This window comes from Brevundimonas sp. ALps5, from assembly GCF_058681645.1.
In genome coordinates, this window is sequence record NZ_CM178744.1 from 4,098,398 (window position 1) to 4,113,542 (window position 15,145).

19 protein-coding genes are annotated in these 15,145 nt (G+C 68.6%); 11 read left to right on the plus strand and 8 right to left on the minus strand.

Annotated elements, in window-relative coordinates:
• Positions 1 to 51: 51 nt before the first annotated feature.
• On the minus strand, positions 52 to 1,629 hold the full coding sequence (locus ACW172_RS19690) for a pseudouridine synthase (protein ID WP_492033074.1): 1,578 nt from the start codon (positions 1,627 to 1,629) through the stop codon (positions 52 to 54).
• Positions 1,630 to 1,641: 12 nt separating this feature from the next.
• Here ACW172_RS19690 and tadA point away from each other — a divergent pair, with 12 nt between their 5' ends.
• Both tadA and ACW172_RS19700 read left to right on the plus strand, forming a co-directional pair.
• A complete protein-coding gene (tadA, locus tag ACW172_RS19695; RefSeq protein WP_492033075.1) occupies positions 1,642 to 2,091 on the plus strand; it encodes a tRNA adenosine(34) deaminase TadA in 450 nt (149 codons plus the stop codon).
• A 44-nt stretch (positions 2,092 to 2,135) separates the two neighbouring features.
• Positions 2,136 to 2,561 (plus strand): MliC family protein, encoded by a 426-nt coding sequence (locus ACW172_RS19700; RefSeq protein WP_492033076.1) that lies wholly within the window; start codon positions 2,136 to 2,138, stop codon positions 2,559 to 2,561.
• On the opposite strand, the gene ACW172_RS19705 is transcribed toward ACW172_RS19700, so the two are convergent.
• From ACW172_RS19705 to ACW172_RS19715, 3 genes are read right to left on the minus strand one after another with little or no spacing between them, the layout of a single operon-like run.
• Positions 2,558 to 3,145 carry a GNAT family N-acetyltransferase gene (locus ACW172_RS19705; protein ID WP_492033077.1) on the minus strand — a complete coding sequence of 196 codons (588 nt, stop codon included), beginning with the start codon at positions 3,143 to 3,145 and terminating at the stop codon, positions 2,558 to 2,560. The two genes, ACW172_RS19700 and ACW172_RS19705, sit on opposite strands and share 4 nt — an antisense overlap.
• A complete protein-coding gene (aroB, locus tag ACW172_RS19710) occupies positions 3,142 to 4,260 on the minus strand; it encodes a 3-dehydroquinate synthase (protein WP_492033078.1) in 1,119 nt (372 codons plus the stop codon). The genes ACW172_RS19705 and aroB overlap by 4 nt, the downstream gene beginning before the upstream one ends.
• Positions 4,257 to 4,844 carry a shikimate kinase gene (locus ACW172_RS19715; protein WP_492033079.1) on the minus strand — a complete coding sequence of 196 codons (588 nt, stop codon included), beginning with the start codon at positions 4,842 to 4,844 and terminating at the stop codon, positions 4,257 to 4,259. Before ACW172_RS19715 ends, aroB begins: the two co-directional genes overlap by 4 nt.
• Before the next feature lie 71 nt (positions 4,845 to 4,915).
• Between ACW172_RS19715 and ACW172_RS19720 the strand changes: the two genes are divergently transcribed.
• From ACW172_RS19720 to ACW172_RS19735, 4 genes are all read left to right on the plus strand, one after another.
• Positions 4,916 to 5,830, plus strand: coding sequence for a site-specific tyrosine recombinase XerD (locus ACW172_RS19720; protein WP_492033080.1), 915 nt, complete (start codon positions 4,916 to 4,918; stop codon positions 5,828 to 5,830).
• A 133-nt stretch (positions 5,831 to 5,963) separates the two neighbouring features.
• Entirely contained in the window at positions 5,964 to 6,917 is a 954-nt protein-coding gene (locus ACW172_RS19725) for an acetyl-CoA carboxylase carboxyltransferase subunit alpha (RefSeq protein WP_492033081.1), read from the plus strand.
• A 93-nt stretch (positions 6,918 to 7,010) separates the two neighbouring features.
• Entirely contained in the window at positions 7,011 to 7,598 is a 588-nt protein-coding gene (locus ACW172_RS19730; RefSeq protein ID WP_492033082.1) for a response regulator, read from the plus strand.
• On the plus strand, positions 7,598 to 8,116 hold the full coding sequence (locus tag ACW172_RS19735; protein ID WP_492033083.1) for a chemotaxis protein CheE: 519 nt from the start codon (positions 7,598 to 7,600) through the stop codon (positions 8,114 to 8,116). Before ACW172_RS19730 ends, ACW172_RS19735 begins: the two co-directional genes overlap by 1 nt.
• Here the strand turns inward: ACW172_RS19735 and ACW172_RS19740 are convergent.
• Positions 8,113 to 10,014: an ABCB family ABC transporter ATP-binding protein/permease gene (locus tag ACW172_RS19740; RefSeq protein ID WP_492033084.1), complete on the minus strand. Its 1,902-nt coding sequence runs from the start codon at positions 10,012 to 10,014 to the stop codon at positions 8,113 to 8,115. The genes ACW172_RS19735 and ACW172_RS19740 overlap by 4 nt on opposite strands.
• 247 nt (positions 10,015 to 10,261) lie before the next feature.
• Here ACW172_RS19740 and ACW172_RS19745 point away from each other — a divergent pair, with 247 nt between their 5' ends.
• The 5 genes from ACW172_RS19745 to ACW172_RS19765 all read left to right on the plus strand — a co-directional run bounded on the left by ACW172_RS19745 (position 10,262) and on the right by ACW172_RS19765 (position 12,880).
• Entirely contained in the window at positions 10,262 to 10,621 is a 360-nt protein-coding gene (locus ACW172_RS19745; protein WP_492033085.1) for an AtpZ/AtpI family protein, read from the plus strand.
• Positions 10,622 to 10,628: 7 nt separating this feature from the next.
• The gene (locus ACW172_RS19750; protein ID WP_492033086.1) at positions 10,629 to 11,402 is read left to right on the plus strand and encodes a F0F1 ATP synthase subunit A; all 774 of its coding nucleotides are present in this window, start codon (positions 10,629 to 10,631) and stop codon (positions 11,400 to 11,402) included.
• A 56-nt stretch (positions 11,403 to 11,458) separates the two neighbouring features.
• Positions 11,459 to 11,683 carry a F0F1 ATP synthase subunit C gene (locus tag ACW172_RS19755; RefSeq protein WP_492033087.1) on the plus strand — a complete coding sequence of 75 codons (225 nt, stop codon included), beginning with the start codon at positions 11,459 to 11,461 and terminating at the stop codon, positions 11,681 to 11,683.
• An 80-nt stretch (positions 11,684 to 11,763) separates the two neighbouring features.
• The gene (locus ACW172_RS19760) at positions 11,764 to 12,363 is read left to right on the plus strand and encodes a F0F1 ATP synthase subunit B family protein (RefSeq protein WP_492033088.1); all 600 of its coding nucleotides are present in this window, start codon (positions 11,764 to 11,766) and stop codon (positions 12,361 to 12,363) included.
• 1 nt (position 12,364) lies between these two features.
• Entirely contained in the window at positions 12,365 to 12,880 is a 516-nt protein-coding gene (locus ACW172_RS19765) for a F0F1 ATP synthase subunit B (protein WP_492033089.1), read from the plus strand.
• Between the two features lie 62 nt (positions 12,881 to 12,942).
• Here ACW172_RS19765 and ACW172_RS19770 read toward each other — a convergent pair whose 3' ends face one another.
• The 3 genes from ACW172_RS19770 to ACW172_RS19780 form a co-directional block, all read right to left on the minus strand.
• Positions 12,943 to 13,419: a DUF6789 family protein gene (locus ACW172_RS19770; RefSeq protein ID WP_492033090.1), complete on the minus strand. Its 477-nt coding sequence runs from the start codon at positions 13,417 to 13,419 to the stop codon at positions 12,943 to 12,945.
• 166 nt (positions 13,420 to 13,585) lie between these two features.
• Positions 13,586 to 13,990 carry a hypothetical protein gene (locus ACW172_RS19775; RefSeq protein WP_492033091.1) on the minus strand — a complete coding sequence of 135 codons (405 nt, stop codon included), beginning with the start codon at positions 13,988 to 13,990 and terminating at the stop codon, positions 13,586 to 13,588.
• 188 nt (positions 13,991 to 14,178) lie between these two features.
• Positions 14,179 to 15,111: an SDR family oxidoreductase gene (locus tag ACW172_RS19780; protein WP_492033092.1), complete on the minus strand. Its 933-nt coding sequence runs from the start codon at positions 15,109 to 15,111 to the stop codon at positions 14,179 to 14,181.
• Positions 15,112 to 15,145 lie beyond the last annotated feature (34 nt).

The window sequence follows — 15,145 nt, forward strand, 5'->3', positions numbered from 1 at the left end:
TGGAAACACGAAGTTCCGGCGCCGCCGCCCCATCGTCAATTAAAGAAGGCGTCAGCCTCGCGGCTTGCGCGGTCCCGACGGCTTGCCGGCGCCCGCGGGACGGCCGCTGGTTCCGGACGGACGAGCCCCGCCCGAAGGCCGGCCCTCGCCACGCGGCTTGAAGTCGCGTTTCGGCTTGTCGCCGTCACGCCCCGCATCGCGGGCCCAGGTCGAGGACTTGGGACCGATGATCTTGTCCTCGCGCGGCTTGAAGGGACGCTTGGGGCGCTCGCCGGTCGCCGCGGCCTCGCCTTCAGGACGGGCGCGCGGGGTGAAGTTCTTCTTCGGATGCTCGAACTTCGGCGCGGCTTTGGCCCAGCCGGCCTTCTTGGCCGGACGGTCGGCGCGCTCAGCGCCCTCGGCGGCGGCAGTCTCGGCGGCGCGGACGCGGCTGGGCTTGCGCGACGGATCGGAGATGGCCGAGCCCGACTTGCCGGTGACCAGCGGCATGCCGCCGCGACGGCCGGGCACGGGGACCGGGGTCTGGACGGTGTTGCCCTGGGGCAGGTTCTCGGGACGGATATGTTCGCCCAGCAGTTCGCGGATGACCCGCGGACCGACCTCCTCGACCGCGCCCGTCGGCAGGGTGCCGAGCTGGAACGGGCCATAGGCCAGACGGATCAGGCGGTTGACGGTCAGGCCGACCGACTCCAGCACCTTGCGGACCTCGCGGTTCTTGCCCTCGGTGATCTGTACGCTGATCCACAGATTGGCGGACTGGCCGCCGTCCTCATTGGTCTTGGCCTTGTCGATGGTCGCCTCGACCGGGCCGTAGCGGACGCCGTCGACGGTGACGCCGTCCTTCAGGGTGTCGAGCGTGGCCTGGGTGATGCGGCCACGGGCGCGGGCCCGGTACTGGCGCACCAGGGCGGTGTTCGGCAGCTCCAGCGCCCGGCTCAGCTCGCCGTCGTTGGTCAGCAGCAGCAGGCCTTCGGTATTGATGTCCAGACGGCCGACGGAGATCACGCGCGGCAGGCCGGCGGGCAGGCTGTCGAACACGGTCGGACGGCCGCTGGGGTCGGCGTGCGACGTCAGCAGGCCGACGGGCTTGTTGTAGCGCCAGACGCGGGTCGCCTGCACCGCCGCGATCGGCTTGCCGTCCACGGTGATGACGTCGTCGCGGGTCACCAGGGTCGCGGGCGTGTCGAGGATGCGGCCGTTGACCGCCACCTTGCCCAGACCGATCAGCCGCTCGACCTCGCGGCGCGAGGCGATGCCGGCGCGGGCCATGGCCTTGGCGATCCGTTCGCTGCGCAGGGGCGCTTCAGGCTCGGCCCTGGCGTCCTTGCCCTTGCCGGGGCCCTTGCCGGGGCCCTTGCCGAAGCCCTTCCCTGCCGCGCCCTTGTCGTCGGCGGAATAACGTTTGCCCTTGATCGGCTTTTCAGGGCGCGCGCCCTTGTCCGCCGCATAGGCCCGGCCACCGAAGGACTTGCCACCGGAGCCGGGCTCCTTCTTCTCGGTCGTGAAGGCTTTGGCGCTGGCCGAGCCGGGGCGCGCGGCGCCGCTCTTCGGCCGGTCGCCGGGTTTGTGCGCCCTCAACTCTTGACTGGGGCGGGGCTTCTTGTCGTTGTCGTCGGTATGGCGGGCCATGATCAGCGGTTCATGCGCATGGCATTGGACCTTGCGCAAGCGGCGGCGGACGCGGGCGAGGTTCCCGTGGGCGCCGTCATCGTCGACGAATCGACCGGCGAAGTGGTCTCTACGGGCGAAAACGGCCCCGTAGCGGCCCATGACCCCACCGCACACGCCGAAATCGTTGCGCTGAGGCGGGCGGGCGCCGCACTGCAAAATTATCGCCTCACCGGCCTGACCCTCTATGTGACGCTGGAACCCTGCGCCATGTGCGCGGGAGCCATCAGCCATGCCCGAATCGGCCGGGTGGTCTGGGCGGCGGACGATCCCAAGGGCGGCGGGGTCATCCACGGGCCGAAAATCTTCGACCAGCCGACCTGCCACTGGCGCCCCGTCGCCGAGGCCGGCCCCGACGCCGCCGAGGCCGGGGAGATGCTCCGCGACTTCTTCCGAAAGCGCCGCGCGGGAACGCGAGGGTAGAACCGGCGTTAGCCGTCCAAGCGTTGCCTTGGAGGGCTGATTTCTTGACCAGACCGGATCTGCCGCAGTCGATCATCTTTTGCGGTCTGGCGGCCCTCGCCGTCCTGGCCGCCTGCGGCAAGGAGCCCCGGGCGGCCCCGACCAGCGGCGATGAGGTCAAACAACGCGCCATCGAGGCCCAGACCGCCCGCCAGCGCACCGGCGCCGAGGTCCAGGACCGGGCCCTGAACCGCGTCGTCCGCACCGTCTACCTGTGCAACAACGGCGAGCGGCTGACCGTCGACTTCGACAACCCCCGCCAGATGGCCACGGTGCGCAACAACAATGGCGAGGCCGTGGACCTGTTCCAGGAACGCGCCGCCGACGGCCTCTGGTACCGGGCCAGCGCCTATGAACTGCGCGGCAAGGGCGTCATGGCCACCTGGACCGCCGACGGGCTTCAGCCCACCGACTGCCGCGCGGTGGACTAGGCGAAGGCCGCCAGCCGCGCGTCCAGACCCTCACGCACCGCGGGCCAGTCCTCGTCGAGGATGGCGAACTGGGCCGTGTCGCGGATGCGGCCGGTGAAGGTGATCTTGTGCTTGCGCAGGATGCCCTCGTCGCGGGCGCCGAGCTTGCGGATGGCGGCCTGGCTGGCGGCGTTGACGGCGTCGGTGATGATCTCGACCCGAACGGCGCCCGCCGAGAAGGCGTGATCCAGCAGCAGCCGCTTGCAGGCCGGATTGATCGCCCCTCCCCGCGCTTCAGGCCGGTAGAAGGTCGAGCCGATCTCGCAGCGGCGGTGCTCGGGCTTGATCTCATACAGACTGGTCGTACCGACGAGAACGCCGTCCGATTTGCGGCGCACGGCCCAGGCGACGCGGTTTCCTGCGGCCATCGCGCCCATCGCCGAGGTCCACCAGCCGTCGAAATGCGCGCCGTATCCGGCGCCGACCATGATATCCCAGGACGGGGCGTCGCAATCCAGCGCCGCGCGCATCTCGTCCTTCAGAGAGGGGATCAAGGGCTCCAGCCGGACGAAGCCGTCCTCCAGAACCACGGCCTCGATCTTCACGACGCGCCCTCTTCCTGCAGGAAGGCCTTCAGGTCGGCCGCATCGACGGTCTTCTCGACGAAGGCGTCGCCGATGGCGCGGGCCAGAACCAGCGTCAGCCGTCCGCCCTCGGCCTTCTTGTCCCCGGCCATGCGGGCGATCAGGGCGTCGGCGGTGAAGTCGCCCGCCTGTTTCAGACGCGTCGGCAGGCCGGCGGCGGCGATGGCCGCATCGACCGTCGCGACCTCCTCCGGGTCGCAAAGGCCCAGCCGGGCCGAATACTGGAAGGCCAGGACGCAGCCGAGCGCCACGGCCTCGCCATGGGCCAGGGCCGCCTCCTCGAAGCCGAGCTCGGCCTCGACCGCATGGCCGAAGGTGTGGCCGAGGTTGAGCAGGGCGCGACGCCCCGCCTCCTTCTCGTCCTCTCCGACGATACCGCTCTTGATCTCGACCGAACGGACCACGGCGCGTTCGAGGGCGGCCGGATCGCCGGTCGCGCCCGCTGCCCCCTCACCTGCCAGCCAGTCGAAGAAGGCCGCATCGCAGATCAGGCCGTGCTTGAGCACCTCGGCCCAGCCCGAACGCAGTTGCACCGGCGGCAGGGTGGCCAGGACATCGATGTCGGCCAGGACCAGACGCGGCTGGTGGAAGGCGCCGACCAGATTCTTGCCGCGCGGCGTGTCGATGGCCGTCTTGCCGCCGACCGAGCTGTCGACCTGGGCCAGAAGCGTCGTCGGGACCTGAACGAAGTCGATGCCGCGCATATAAAGGGCCGCCGCCAGACCGGCGAGATCGCCGACCACGCCGCCGCCGAGCGCCACGACCACATCCTTGCGGTCCAGCCCGGTCTCCAGCAGCCGGTCCATCAGCCGTTCCAGCTCGGAGAAGGATTTGGAGCCCTCCCCCGCCGGCACCGCGATAATCTCATTGCGCACGCCCGCCGCCGACAGGGAAGCTGACAGGGCCGGGCCATGCAGGGCGGCCACCGTCTCGTCGCTGATGATGACCGTTCGGCCGCGCGTCAGGGGGGCGATCCGCTGGCCCGCCGAGGCCAGCAGGCCGCGTCCGACCACCACGTCATAGGGGGCGAAGGCGCCGCCGCCGACGGGAACCACGGTCACGGGGAAATCGGTCATTGTCCGCCCTGCCCGACGCTGGTGTCGGCGCGATAAGCATCCAGCGCCCGGACGATGGCCTCGACGGCCTCGGCATGGGCGCCGCCGCCGACGTCGACGGTCACATCGGCCTGGCCGTAGACCGGATAACGAACCTCGGCCATGGCGGTCAGGGCCTCGGCCGGATCCTTGCCGCGCAACAACGGCCGCGTGTCACGCCGGGCGACCCGGGCGGCGATGATCTTGATGTCGGCCCTCAGCCAGACGGTGATGGCGTGCTGTTTGAGCAGGGCGCGGGTGTCGGCGTTTAGGATCGCCCCGCCGCCGGTCGCCAGCACCATGGGCGGGCCTTCCAGCAGCCGCTTCATGACCCGGGCCTCGCCGTCGCGGAACTCGGCCTCGCCCAGCCGGGCGAAGATGTCCGAGACCGTCATGCCCGCGGCCGCCTCGATCTCGTCGTCGCCGTCGGCGAAGGGCAGGCCCAGCCTCTGGCCCAGCCGCCGCCCGACCGTGGATTTTCCCACGCCCATCAGCCCCACCAGGGCTATGGTGCGGTCATGACGCTTCAGAGCATCGGGATTCGGAGAGACGGACGGCGAAGGCATAACCCGTCGATCCTCTACACGATGCGACCGGTGTCGCCAGACCTTGATGGCCAAAGCTTGAGCGCAAAAGCATGAGCGACATCCCCGCCTCGCCGCAGATCGAGGCCTTTCTGGAGATGATGGCGGTCGAGCGCGACGCCTCGCCCCACACCCTGTCGGCCTATGCGCGCGACCTGGCCGACGCCGAGGCGGGGGTCGGGAAAGGCGGGCTGATCGCGGCCGATGAGGCGGCGATCGAGGACTGGTATGCCTCCCTGTCCCTGCGCGGCCTGTCGGCGGCGACGGCGGCGCGGCGACGTTCGGCGGTGCGGCAGTTCTATCGATTTGCGCTGGGCGAAGGCTGGCGGGCGGACGATCCCTCGCGCCGTCTGGATGCGCCCAAACAGGGCCGCCCCCTGCCGAAGACCCTGTCCCGGGATGAGATCGAGGCCCTGCTGGCCGCGGCGGGCAAGGACGACAGTGCGGGCGCCACGCGGATGCTGGCGTTGGTGGAGCTGGCCTATGCATCGGGCCTGCGGGTCTCGGAGCTACTGGCGCTCAAGGTCGAGGCGGTGCGGCGCGACCCGGCCTGGTTGATCGTTCGCGGCAAGGGCGGCAAGGAACGACTGGCCCCGCTGAACAGCGCCGCGCGCGAGGCGGTGAAAGCCTGGCTGGAGGTTCGTGACGCCAGGAAGCCCAAGAAGGGTCCGGACAGTTCCTGGCTCTTCCCCTCGACCGGCGCCGAGGGTCATCTGACGCCCCGCCGCTTCGCCCAGCAGCTGGATCAGGCGGCGATCGACGCCGGCATCGACCCGGCCCGGGTCAGCCCCCACGTCCTGCGCCACGCCTTCGCCACCCATCTGCTGGAAGGCGGCGCCGACCTGCGCGTCGTCCAGACCTTGCTGGGCCACGCCGACATCGCCACCACCCAGATCTACACCCACGTCGCCACGGACCGCCTGACCCAGGTGGTCAACCGGCACCATCCGCTTGCACAGGACGACTGAGAACCCGCCGAAGTTGATCCTGCCGCCGGGTCAACAAACCTGACTGAACCCCGCTTGCCGCGAAGCGTTACCGGCTCTAGGTTCCGCCGCTTCTCAAGGGCGGCCTCTCCCCGCTCGCCCATCCGGACGCCACATGGCCACGCATTACCTCGATTTCGAAAAGCCCATCGCCGAACTCGAGGAGAAGATCGAGGAACTGGGGCTGCTGGCCTCCACCTCCGGCTCGTTCGACACCGAGATCGCCGGCCTGCGCAAGAAGGCCGAGCAGCTGCGCAAGAAGACCTATGCCGGTCTCGACCCGTGGATGAAGACCCAGGTGGCCCGCCACCCCGAGCGTCCCCACTTCGTCGACTATCTGGACGGCTTGTTCACCGACTATGTCGAGCTCCGCGGCGACCGCCAGTTCGGCGACGACCAGGCCATCCTCGGCGGCCTCGCCCGCTTCAACGGCCAGGCCGTGGTGGTCATGGGCCATGAGAAGGGCCACGACACCGCCACTCGCCTGACCCACAATTTCGGCATGGCGCGGCCCGAGGGCTATCGCAAGGCCGTGCGCCTGATGGATCTGGCCGACCGCTTCGGTCTGCCCGTCTTGTCGTTCGTCGACACCGCCGGCGCCTATCCAGGCCTGGGCGCCGAGGAACGCGGTCAGGCCGAGGCCATCGCCCGCTCGACCGAGCGCGGCCTGATCCTGGGCGTGCCCTTCATCACCACGGTGACGGGCGAAGGCGGATCGGGCGGCGCCATCGCCCTCGCCGCCGCCAACCGGGTGCTGATGCTGGAGCACTCCATCTATTCGGTGATCTCGCCCGAGGGCGCGGCCGGCATCCTTTGGCGCGACGGCGCCCGGGCCAAGGACGCGGCCATGGCCATGAAGATCACTGGCCCCGACCTGATCACGCTGAAGATCGTCGACCGCCTGATCGACGAACCCCTGGGCGGCGCACACGCGGACCGGGAAGCGGCCATCAAGGCCGTCGGCGCGGCCTTGGCGGACGAGCTCAAAACCCTCGAAGGTCTGTCTCCCGACCAACTGCGCAAGCAACGCGCCGACCGCTTCTACGCCATCGGCCGCGCCGGCGTCTAAAGCCAAGCTTACGGGGTTCGCGACACCTTCCGTTAACCGCTTGTCCACCGCCGCCTGACACCTTGCGGTAGTGAAACAGGCAGCCCCCCGGCCATGAGCAGCAGCTTCAATGAGAACCTGCGCGAAAGCGCTGTGTTCAATCTCAGCAATGCCGTGACCATGGTGGTCGACGATTCGCCCTTCGGGCTGGATTTGACGACCCTCGCGCTGCGGGGTTTCGGTATTCAGGTCCGCTATTCCTGCTTCAGCGCCGCCGACGCGATCAAGGTCCTCGGGGATCACCAGGTCGATCTCATGCTGGTGGACTGCGAAATGCCCGGCATGGACGGCCACGAGCTGGTCCGCTGGGTGCGCAACTCGGGCCTGGAGCCCAACGCCTATATCCCGATCATCATGACCGCCGCCCACGTGCGCAAGTCCAAGGTCGGCGACGTGCGCGACTGCGGGGCCAACTATCTGGTCACCAAACCCTTCAGCCCCTCCAGCCTGCTGGAACGGCTCATCTGGGTCGCTCGCGACACCCGTCCCTTCCTTGAAGTCGGAGACTACAAGGGTCCTGATCGCCGCACCCGCGAAGGCCGCCCGCGCGACCGAAACGAACGACGCTCCGACATGATCGCGCTCAACAACAAGAAGGCCCGTTCCCTCGCCGAGGCCATCGAAACCGCGGAGCCCATCTGATGGTCGTCGTCCTCAGAAAAGAGCGGAAGTCGCGCCTCTCGGCGATGATCGACCAGGCTGGCGGGATCAGCGTCGGCGTGGCCCTGGCCCAGGCGCGCGCCAACCTCGAGACCCTTCAGGCGCAGAGCCAGACCATCGTCGCCGAACGCGTCGCCGCGCTGGCCGCCCTGCCCGAACCGGATCGCGCGGTCGCCAACGCCGTCCGCGCCGGGATGGAAAACGCCTATGAGATCGCCAGCGCCGTCATCGACGCGGCCGGGCCCTTCGAACTGTTCGACCTGTGCACCGTCGCCGCCGGCCTGTGCGACCTGATCGACGCCGCCCAGGATCCCGAACGGTTCGACTGGCGAATCGTCACCGTCCACGCCCAGTCGATGCAGCTGATCATGAGCCTGGCGCCCGAGGCCGTCGCGGAACGCGCTCAGGTGCTGGACAGCCTCAAACAGGTCATCGCCAAGAAGATCCCGGGCGCCGAAGGCGAAACCGACGGCGAAACGCCCGAAGCCGATCCCGTCTAGTCGACCGGCAGGACCTCGGCCCGCGCCGCCCGCGCGCCGCGCGTCTGTTTTTTCCACAGCGCCGCATATTCCCCGCCGACCCGGGCCACCAGTTCGTGGTGGGCGCCGCGCTCGACGATCCGCCCGGCCTTGAGCACCAGGATCTGGTCGGCGTCGGCGATGGTCGACAGCCGGTGGGCGACCACCAGGGTCGTGCGGCCGGCCTGGGCCTTCCGAAGCGTCTTCTGGATCGCGGCCTCGGTGCGGCTGTCGAGCGCGCTGGTCGCCTCGTCCAGAATCAGGATCGAGGGATCGGCCAACAGGGCGCGGGCGATGCCGACCCGCTGACGCTCGCCGCCCGAGAGCTTCAGACCGCGCTCACCGACCTTGGTGTCCATGCCGTCCGGCAGATTGCGGATGAAGTCCGCCAGCTCCGCCGCCTCCGCCGCCGCCCAGATCGCCGCCTCGTCCGCATCGGGGCGGGCGAAGGCGATGTTGACCCTCAGACTGTCGTTGAACAGGGCCACGTCCTGCGGCACCAGGGCCACCGCCTGACGCAAGGAGGACTGGGTCACGTCGCGCAGGTCGCGACCGTCAATCAGCACCCGGCCGGACTGCGGGTCCAGCAGCCTTAGCGCCAGTTTGACGATGGTCGACTTGCCCGACCCCGAGGGGCCGACAAGCGCCGTCGTCGTGCCTGGCGGGGCGAAGAAATCGACGTCCTCCAGCCCGTTGGCGCGGGCGTCGTGGCGGAAGGACACGCTCTCGAAGGCGATCGAGCCGCCCCGCGCGTCCTCAGGTTTTGGCAGGTCCGGCGCCCCCGGCGCATCGGCGACCTGAGGCGTCTGGCGCGTGATCTTCAGCATCTCCTCCATGTCGATGAAGGACTGCCGGATTTCCCGATAGGCGAAGCCGAGGATGTTCAGCGGGGCGTACAGCGAGATCATGATCAGGACGGCGGCGGTGACGTCGCCGGGCCCCATCCGGCCGGCGGCGGCCTCGAACCCGGCCATGACCGCCATGACGCCGAGCCCGACGTTCATGATCAGGGCCTGGACCCCGTTCAGCAGGGCGAGAGAGGTGTTCGCCTTCAGCGCCGCGACATTATAGGCGCCGAGCGCCCGATCGTAGCCCTCGGCGGCGCGCGCCTCGGCACCGAACGACTTGACCGTCTCGTAGTTGAGAAGGGCGTCGACGGCCAAACCCGCCGCTTCCGAATCGGCGGCGTTCATCACCCGCCGGTGCTCGATCCGCCAGTTGGACACGCCGAAGGTCAGGCCGGTGTAGACCACCACCACCACGACGGCGACGACGGCGAATCGCCAGTCGTACTTGCCGCCCAGCACACTGGCCGCCAGCGCCAGCTCGACCACGGTCGGAACCAGGTTGAAGGCCAGGATACGCAGCAGGAAGTCCACCGCCCGCGAGCCCCGGTCCACCGTGCGCGACAGCGAGCCCGACCGTTTGGTCTGGTGGAAGTCCAGCGACAGGTTCAGGGCATGGGCGAAGGTCTCGGCCGCCGTGCGCCGCTGGGCCGCCGCGCGGACGGGCGCGAAGACGACGTCGGAAATCTGGGGCGTGGCCGCCGACAGCAGGCGCACCAAGGCCCAGCCCACGGCGAAGGCCGCGAAGCCCAGGCCGACGGAAACGCCCGCCCCCTGCCCGCGCGACAGATGATTGACCGCCGCGCCCAGCACCAGCGGCGCCAGCACGCCCAGCCCCTTGCCCGCCAGGGTCAGGAGAATCGCGGCGATCAGCCTGAGGCGCAGCTGCGGCGCGCCCGACCGCCCGACCAGCCGCGTCAGATCGGCCAGGGCCGCGAAGGTATTGGGATCCTCGGCCTTGTCGGTCGGAGCCCCCGCCCGGGCCTCCGGCCCCTTGCTGCGTCCCCGACCCGTCCCGCGCTCACTGCCTCTCATCGTCATCGCCTGCATATGGATGGCGCCGCCCCCGGAGGAAAGGGCGCGAGGCGAACCGTCCCCGGCGACGAACCCCTCCCCCCGCGGCGACGCTTCGTCACACCGCCATGGGGATAAAAAATCCCCAGCCCAATCAGCAAGTTAGAGCAGCTGTAACACGCCTTGACCAAAGAGCCCCTCGCCTATAGGTTCCGCGCCGAATTCAGACCCCGTCCGGGCTTGCCGGGACGTCGAGCCGATACAACCCATGTCCCAACCGACGGAATCGCGCGAAGAGGCGATCAAACGCCTCAATGACAGCGCTTCCTCACTGGAGGCGCGGACGGCTCCTCCCGTGTCGCATGAAGCGGCGGGACAGGCGGCGGCGGGACAGGCGTGGCGGATCATCGCCGACCTGTTCGGCGGGGTGTTCGTGGGGCTGGCGCTCGGGTTCATCGTGGACCGGTTCGCGCACACCGGACCCTGGGGTTTGATCGGCGGCGTCCTTCTGGGCTTCGCCGTATCGGTATGGATGGCCTGGCAGACGGCGCAACGCCTGATGGCCCAGGCCAAGGCAAGTGGAGTGGAGCCGAAGTCGGTTCCCTTCGACGAAGACGAAGAAGACTAAGGGGCCCATGGCTGATCCGCTTCACCAGTTTAAGATCGAACCCCTGATCGACTTCGGGGATGTGACCCTGCCTGTCGTGGGCACGCAGCATATCGCCTTCACCAACTCGCACCTGGCGATGACCATCGCCTTCGGTCTGGTGGTGCTGATGCTTCAGCTGTTCACCGCCAAGGCCACGGTCGTTCCGGGCCGGATGCAGGCGGTCGGCGAGACGATGTTCGGCATGATCGACGGCATCGTCGATTCCATCATCGGTCACGAGGGCCGCAAGCTCTTCCCGTTCGTGTTCACGGTCTTCACCTTCATCCTGGCCATGAACTTCATCGGCCTGTTCCTGACCTTCACCGCCACCTCGCAGATCGCCGTGACCGCCACCTTCGGCGTCATGACCATCCTGCTTGTGCTGGCCATCGGTTTCGCCAAGCACGGCCTGGGCTTCTTCAAGCTGTTCGTGCCGTCGGGCGTGCCGTTCGTGATGCTGTTCTTCATCGTCCCGATCGAGTTCATATCCTTCCTGCTGCGCCCCATCACCCTGACGCTTCGTCTGTTCGGCAACATGATGGGCGGCCACGTCGCCCTGAAGGTCTTCGCCGGCTTCGTCGTCATCGGTGTGACGGGCGCCTTGGGCTGGTTCGGCATCCCGATCGCCATGCTGTCGATGGGCATGACCGTCGGCCTGACCGCCCTCGAGTTCCTGGTGGCCTTCCTCCAGGCCTTCGTTTTCGCCGTTCTGACCTGCATCTACCTCAACGATGTGGTCAACCTGGGTCACGGGCACTAAAGCCCACACCCAGTTCGTTTCCACCCACCAAACCTCTAAAGACTAGGATCAAGATTATGGACGCAGAAGCCGCCAAGCTCATCGGTGCAGGCCTCGCTACCCTCGGCATGATCGGCGCCGGTATCGGCGTCGGCAACATCTTCGGCTCGTTCCTGACGGGCGCCCTGCGCAACCCGTCGGCCGCCGGCTCGCAAATCGGCAACCTGTTCGTCGGCGCCGCCCTGGCTGAAGCCCTGGGCATTCTGGCCTTCGTTCTGGGCATCATCATCTTCTCGGCCTAAGGGCTGCTCCCGAACAGGCGCGGCGTCCGGGCGATCCCGGTCGCCGCGCCTTTTCGATTGATTTGCAAGACAGACGAAGCATGGCCACACATACACCCGACCTCGTTCCCACCGCTCCCGACGCCGCTCATTCGGCCCAGGTCGGCACGGTGAACACCACGCACGCCTCGACCGAGGCCGCGCATGGCGAAGGCGGCGGCCTGCCCCAATTCGAGTTCCAGCACTGGTTCGGCCAGATCGTCTATCTGGTCTTCCTGTTCGCCATTCTCTACTGGCTGATCGCCAAGGTCTTCGCGCCGCGTATGCGCAAGGTCCTGGATGAGCGCGCCGACACCATTTCCACCGCCGTCGCCACCGCGCGTCAGGTCCAGGCCGAGGCCGCCGGCCAGGCCGAGCAGGCCAAGGCTGAAGTCGCCGAAGCCCGCGCCCAGTCCCGCGCCACGGCCGCTGCCGCCAAGGCCCGCGTCACCGACGAAGCCAACAAGCGCGCCGCCGAAGAAGAAGCCGTGGTCAGCGCCCGCATCGCCGAGGCCGAAACCGCCATCGGCAAGACCCGCGACGCCGCCATGACCAATGTCGCCTCGATCGCGACCGACACCGCCTCGGCCATCGTCGAGCACCTGACCGGCAAGGCCCCCACGGCCGCTGAAGCCGCCGCCGCGGTCAAGGGAGCCGCCTGATATGCCCGCCTTCCTCGAACCCCACTTCTACAACATCGCCGAGCCCGAACTGTGGGTCGCCATCGGCCTGCTGATCTTCATCGGCATCGTGATCTTCGTCGGCGTGCCGAAGATGGTCGCCGCCCAGCTGGACGCCAAGGCCGCCAAGATCCAGTCGGAACTGGACGAGGCCGCCCGCCTGCGTTCGGAAGCCGAGGCCCTGCTGGCCCAGATCCGCGCCGAAAAGGCCGAGGCTGAAGCCCAGGCCGCCGAAATGCTCCGCGCCGCCGAGGCTGACGCCCGCGTCATGGAGACCGAGGCCAAGGCCAAGCTGGAAGAAACCCTGGCCCGCCGTCAGGCTCTGGCCGAACGCCGCATCGCCCAGGCCGAGGCCCAGGCGTCGGCCGAGGTGAAGGCCGCCGCCGCCGACCTGGCGTCGCGCGCCGCCGAGCAGATCCTGACCGCCCGCGTTTCGGGTCAGAAGAGCGATCCCCTGCTCGACGCCGCCATCGCCCAGATCAGCGGCCGCCTGAACTAGTCAGCGGCCGCTTCGGCAGACGACATCAGGCCCCGCCGGCGACGGCGGGGCCTTTTTCGTACTCAGTGGGCGGGGATACCGCCGGCGGACATCAGCTTGGCGGCCCGCTTCTCGCGGGTGACCAGATCGCCGTAGACCAGACCCAGCACAATCCCGAACACCACATTGGTGATCAGCAGCCAGGCGACCACGCCGAAGCCGGCGTCGCCCGCGAAGGTACGCGGCCCGCCGAACAGGAAGACCCCCGTCATCATGATGACGAAGGCCCCCACCGAGAAGGCGATGCCCTTGGTGGCCTGGGTGTCGGTGGGCAGCCGGGGGCAAAGAATGCCGAACAGCGGCCCGAGAACCACCGTGCCCATGAGGAAGTGGGCGATCCAGCCGACGGCGACATTGCCGTCCATACCGATCATGCTGGCGACGATGGATGGAAACGACGGGGTGAACCACGGTCCCGCCACCTGATTGATACCTTCGAGAGCGAAGACCACCAATGTGGCCGCGAAGCCCGCGACCAGTCCCTTTTTAACGCGTGACATCATAACGATAGCGCCTCCCAACGCCTTTTCCGTTCCGATAACGCAGGGAGGAGTCTACGCCTGTCTCGTCAGGACGCCATGCGCCACACTTCGGGCACATTCACAAACGCGTGCTTCGCGTCTGCGACAACGCAAGCGCGAAAACAGACCGTTTCAGGCGTTCAGATCAGGCGAACGCGGGCTTGCGCGGGGTGCGGCGCAGGCGCTTGCGCCAGCCTTTCAGCGGCCGGTTGCTGCGGCGCAGCACCAGCTTCTCGGCCCGCAGCGCCTGCTGCCAGAAGACCGGAGCGAACTCCGGACGCTTCCGCATCAGGCGGCGGAAGGGATAGACCCACTTGGGCCGGGCGTACTGGGCGCGGATGAACAGCCGCTTGGCCTTCCACGACCCACGCAGGATCAGGACCAGACCCAGGGTGACCACCGGGATGCCGCCGGGACCCGGCAGCGGCCCAATCAGCAGGCCCAGTATGACCACCAGAACCCCGGCGACCATCAGCGCCGAGCGCTTGAGGGCGCGCAGCGGATCGCGGGAGCGAGGCGAAAATCCGGAAGGGGCGAAGGCGAGGGTCACGGGAGGTCCAGATGGGAAGGCAGTCTGTTCTGACAACGTCCCCGGTGTTCTCCGGGTCCACGATCCGGCCAAGAAGTCTCGACCGTGACGACCTTGCCACAACGGTGTTTACAATCTGCTTCGGTGGCTGAACCGAGGCTGAACGGTGAAGGTTTTGTAAGCCTTGAGCGCCCTCCCCTCGCCCGTGCCTAGAAAGCCACGCCGGTCAGTTGCTCCGAGGCCCCCCACAGCTTCGCCGCGACCCCGGCGTCCAGCGCCTGGGGCCGGATCTCGGCGATCCCCGGCGGCCCCTTCATGTCGTTCCAGCCCTGGGGCCCGAAATACTGGCCGCCCGTCACGCCCGGGGCGGTCGCCGCCATCAGGGTCGGCAGGGCGCCGTCGGCCGCCGAATGGCTGAGAATCGGCGCGATCAGGCCGACGCCCCATTCGAACAGGGAGCCGCCGTCCGCCGCCGGGCCGTTGGCGATCAGGTCGGTGCGCGCGAATCCGGGGTGGGCCGCCACGCTGGTCAGGCCCCAGCCGTTGGCGCGGCTGCGGCGGTCCAGCTCGATGGCGAACATCAGCATGGCCAGCTTGGACTGCTGGTAGACGGGCCAGGGCCGGTAGCCGCGCTCGTAGTTCAGGTCGCTCAGGCGGATGCGGCCGCCCTTGTGGGCGATACTGGCCAGCTGGACCACGCGCGCCCGCTCCCCCAGTGGCTGGGCCGTCAGCAAGGGCAGGAGCCGGCCCGTCAGGGCGAAGTGGGACAGGTAGTTGGTCCCGAACTGCATTTCGAAGCCGTCCGCCGTCGTCTGACGCTTCGGCAGGGCCATGACGCCCGCGTTGTTGATCAGGATGTCGATCGGCCGCCCCTCGGCCAGCATCCTGTCGGCGAAGGCCTTCACCGAGCCCAGATCGGCAAGGTCGACCTGTTCGAAGCGCAGAATCGCGTCGCGATGCCGCCCCTGGATCAGCGCAAGGGCGTCCCTCCCCTTGGCCGGATTGCGCCCGACGAGGATGACCTCGGCGCCCGCGCCCGCCAGATCCAGTGCCGTCTCCAGCCCCAGGCCGCCGGTCGCGCCGGTCACCACAGCCAGCTTGCCCGACTGGTTGGGAATATCCTTTGTGGTCCAGGTCGCCATGTCGCTATCCTCTGCGTCGGTAACCGCCTGAAGG

Coding starts and splice junctions, on each gene's coding strand:
- ACW172_RS19690 (WP_492033074.1), bottom strand. CDS start 1,629: ATGGCCCGCCATACCGACGACAACGACAAGAAGCCCCGCCCCAGTCAA.
- tadA (WP_492033075.1), top strand. CDS start 1,642: ATGCGCATGGCATTGGACCTTGCGCAAGCGGCGGCGGACGCGGGCGAG.
- aroB (WP_492033078.1), bottom strand. CDS start 4,260: ATGACCGATTTCCCCGTGACCGTGGTTCCCGTCGGCGGCGGCGCCTTC.
- ACW172_RS19715 (WP_492033079.1), bottom strand. CDS start 4,844: ATGCCTTCGCCGTCCGTCTCTCCGAATCCCGATGCTCTGAAGCGTCAT.
- ACW172_RS19720 (WP_492033080.1), top strand. CDS start 4,916: ATGAGCGACATCCCCGCCTCGCCGCAGATCGAGGCCTTTCTGGAGATG.
- ACW172_RS19725 (WP_492033081.1), top strand. CDS start 5,964: ATGGCCACGCATTACCTCGATTTCGAAAAGCCCATCGCCGAACTCGAG.
- ACW172_RS19730 (WP_492033082.1), top strand. CDS start 7,011: ATGAGCAGCAGCTTCAATGAGAACCTGCGCGAAAGCGCTGTGTTCAAT.
- ACW172_RS19735 (WP_492033083.1), top strand. CDS start 7,598: ATGGTCGTCGTCCTCAGAAAAGAGCGGAAGTCGCGCCTCTCGGCGATG.
- ACW172_RS19740 (WP_492033084.1), bottom strand. CDS start 10,014: ATGAGAGGCAGTGAGCGCGGGACGGGTCGGGGACGCAGCAAGGGGCCG.
- ACW172_RS19745 (WP_492033085.1), top strand. CDS start 10,262: ATGTCCCAACCGACGGAATCGCGCGAAGAGGCGATCAAACGCCTCAAT.
- ACW172_RS19750 (WP_492033086.1), top strand. CDS start 10,629: ATGGCTGATCCGCTTCACCAGTTTAAGATCGAACCCCTGATCGACTTC.
- ACW172_RS19755 (WP_492033087.1), top strand. CDS start 11,459: ATGGACGCAGAAGCCGCCAAGCTCATCGGTGCAGGCCTCGCTACCCTC.
- ACW172_RS19760 (WP_492033088.1), top strand. CDS start 11,764: ATGGCCACACATACACCCGACCTCGTTCCCACCGCTCCCGACGCCGCT.
- ACW172_RS19765 (WP_492033089.1), top strand. CDS start 12,365: ATGCCCGCCTTCCTCGAACCCCACTTCTACAACATCGCCGAGCCCGAA.
- ACW172_RS19770 (WP_492033090.1), bottom strand. CDS start 13,419: ATGTCACGCGTTAAAAAGGGACTGGTCGCGGGCTTCGCGGCCACATTG.
- ACW172_RS19780 (WP_492033092.1), bottom strand. CDS start 15,111: ATGGCGACCTGGACCACAAAGGATATTCCCAACCAGTCGGGCAAGCTG.